This window comes from Streptomyces sp. NPDC001415, from assembly GCF_053597395.1.
In genome coordinates, this window is the sequence record NZ_JBSFIE010000076.1 from 1 (window position 1) to 3,454 (window position 3,454).

Annotated in this window: 1 protein-coding gene; it reads left to right on the forward strand. The window is 68.9% G+C overall.

Translation table 11 applies throughout. From position 1 onward, the window contains the following. The coding region (locus ACWC2B_RS37975) for a type I polyketide synthase (RefSeq protein ID WP_450724911.1) at positions 1-3,454 on the forward strand (3,454 nt) is incomplete at both ends.

Below are 3,454 nucleotides of genomic sequence, written 5' to 3' on the forward strand. Positions count from 1 at the left end.
GTGTTGCGTCCGAAGGTGGATGCGGCGTGGCATCTGCATGAGGCGACCCGGGGTCTGGATCTGGACGCGTTCGTGGTGTTCTCGTCCGTGGCCGGCACATTCGGCAGCGCGGGTCAGGGCAACTACGCCGCGGGTAATGCCTTCTTGGACGCGTTGGTGGGTCACCGTCGTGCGTTGGGTCTGCCGGGGGTGTCGCTGGCGTGGGGTCCTTGGTCCCAGGACAGTGGGATGACCGGTGGCCTCACCGATGTCGACCTCCAGCGGATCGCCAGGCAGGGCATGCCGCCGCTGTCCGTCGAGGAGGGCCTGGCTCTCTTCGACGCCGCGCTGGCTGCCGACGACGCCCAACTCCTGCCCGTACGCTTCGACTTGGCGACCTTACGTGAGCAAGGGGAGGTGCTTCCCCTGTTGCGCGGCCTGATCAGGACCCGCACCCGGCGCTCGGCGGTAGCCGGCTCGGCCGCCGTCTCCGGCCTGGTGAGTCGCCTGAGCGGACTGGGTACGGCGGAACGCCGCGAGGCGCTACTGGACTTGGTACGCGCCCAGATCGCGGTGGTTCTGGGCCATGCGAGTCCGGAGACGGTCGACCCGGACCGGGCCTTCCAGGACCTCGGCTTCGACTCCCTGACCGCGGTCGAGCTGCGCAATCGGCTCAACAAGGCCACGGACATGCGGCTTTCGTCCACCGCCGTCTTCGACTACCCCACGGCCGGCGCGCTCGTCGACTTTCTGCTGGACGAGCTGTTCGGCGGGCAGGAGGAGGTCGAGCTGCCGACGCGGGTGCCGTCATCGGCAGGGTCGGCCGACGACCCGGTGGTGATCGTCGGCATGAGCTGCCGCTTCCCCGGCGGCGTAACCTCGCCCGAGGACCTGTGGCGGCTGGTGTCCGAGGGCGTGGACGCGGTGTCCGGCTTCCCCACCGACCGCGGCTGGGACATGGAGGCCCTCCACGACCCGGACCCCGAGGCATTCGGTACCTCGTACACCCGCTCCGGTGGATTCCTCCACGAGGCGGCGGAGTTCGACCCCGAGTTCTTCGGGATGAGCCCCCGGGAAGCGCTGGCGACGGACTCGCAGCAGAGGCTGCTGCTGGAGACGGCCTGGGAGGCCATCGAGCGGACGGGCATAGACCCGACGTCACTGCGCGGCAGCCGGACCGGCGTCTTCGCGGGCGTGATGTACACCGATTACGAAGACCTCCTCGTCGGCGACCAGTTCGAGGGCTACCGCAGCAACGGCAGTGCGGCCAGTATCGCCTCGGGCCGGGTGTCGTACACGTTCGGTTTCGAGGGTCCGGCGGTGACGGTGGATACGGCGTGTTCGTCGTCGTTGGTGGCGTTGCATTTGGCGGCGCAGTCGCTGCGCCTGGGCGAGTGTTCGCTGGCTCTGGCGGGTGGTGTGACGGTGATGTCCACTCCGACGACGTTCGTGGAGTTCTCCCGTCAGGGTGGGTTGTCTTCGGATGGGCGTTGCAAGGCGTTCGGTGATGGGGCCGATGGTGTGGGTTGGGCCGAGGGCGCCGGGATGGTGGTGTTGGAGCGTTTGTCGGACGCGCGCCGTAACGGGCACCGGATCTTGGCAACCGTGCGGGGTAGTGCGGTGAATCAGGATGGTGCGTCGAATGGTTTGACGGCGCCGAATGGTCCGTCGCAGCAGCGGGTGATTCGGCAGGCGTTGGCGAGTGCGGGTCTGTCGGCGGCGGATGTGGATGTGGTGGAGGCGCACGGTACGGGTACGACGCTCGGTGATCCGATCGAGGCTCAGGCGTTGTTGGCGACGTATGGTCAGGGGCGGTCGGGGGGTCGGCCGTTGTTGTTGGGTTCGGTGAAGTCGAATATTGGTCATGCGCAGGCGGCTTCGGGTGTTGCGGGTGTGATCAAGATGGTGTTGGCGATGCGTCATGGTGTGTTGCCGCGGACGTTGCATGTGGATGTGCCGTCGTCGCATGTTGACTGGGGTGCGGGTGCGGTTGAGCTGTTGAGGTCTGCGGTTGAGTGGGAGCGGGGGGACGGGCCGCGTCGTGCGGGTGTGTCGTCGTTCGGGATCAGCGGTACGAACGCGCACGTGATCCTGGAACAACCCGAACCCGAACCCGACCTTGCCGACACCGAACCGGATACCCCGGTGATCGAGCCCGGCGCGCTGGCGTGGGTGCTCTCCGGCAAGAACGAGGCCGCGCTGCGTGGCCAGGCGGCACGCCTGCTGCCCCTCGTCGCCGGCCGCGACGGGCGGTCCGCGCGGGACATCGGCCACTCACTGGTGACAGGACGGTCGAGCTTCCCGCACCGCGCGGTGGTGTGGGGTGAGGACCGCGAAGCACTGGTGCTCGCCCTGTCCGCACTGGCCGCGGGCGAAGCCGACGCCGGACTTGCGGAAGGTATGTCCGGCGCGGGGAAGACGGCCTTCTTGTTCTCGGGCCAGGGGTCTCAACGCCTGGGGATGGGGAGGGAGTTGTACGGCCGTTATCCGGTTTTCGCGGCGGCGTTCGACGCGGTGTGCGCTTCTTTGGACGAGCACTTGGACCGTCCGCTGCGGGACGTGGTGTGGGGTGAGGACGCGGAGCTGCTGAACCGGACCGTGTACGCCCAGGCCGGGTTGTTCGCGATCGAGGTGGCGCTGTACCGGTTGGCGGAATCGTGGGGCGTGCGCGCCGATTTCGTGGCGGGGCATTCGATCGGTGAAGTCGCCGCGGCGCACGTGGCGGGCGTCTTCTCCCTCCCGGACGCCTGCGCGCTGGTGGCGGCCCGGGGCCGGTTGATGCAGCAACTGCCCGTTGGTGGGGCGATGGTGGCGATCAGGGCGACGGAGGAGGAGGTTCTTCCGCACTTGACGGGTGGGGTGTCGATCGCGGCGGTCAATGGTCCGTCGTCGGTGGTGGTCTCCGGTGTTGAGGACGCGGTGCTGGCCGTCGCGGCGCACTTCGCAGCGGAGGGCCGCAAGACCAGCAGGCTGCGGGTCTCGCACGCCTTCCACTCGCCGCTGATGGAACCGATGCTGGCCGACTTCCGCGCGGTGGTGGCACGGCTGTCCTTCGGCACGCCCACGATCCCCGTCGTGTCGAACCTGACGGGCCGACTCGCCGGGCCCGAACAGCTCGGCCAGGCCGACTACTGGGTCCAGCACGTCCGCGAAGCCGTGCGTTTCGCGGACGGCATACGGGCTCTGCACGCGGAAGGGGTGACGCGCTACCTCGAACTCGGCCCGGACGGTGTGCTGTCCGCGATGGCACAGGAGTCGCTACCGGACGACGCCGCGCTTGCTCCCGTACTGCGCAAGGACCGGCCGGAGGAGGCGGCGCTGCTGGGTGCCCTGGCGCAGCTGTACGTCCGGGGTGCGAGCGTGGACTGGGCGGCGCTGTACGCCGGCTCGGGTGCGCGGTGGGTGGATCTGCCGACGTATGCGTTCCAGCGTGAGCGGTTCTGGCCGTCGGGTCGGGTGGCGCGTTCGGGTGATG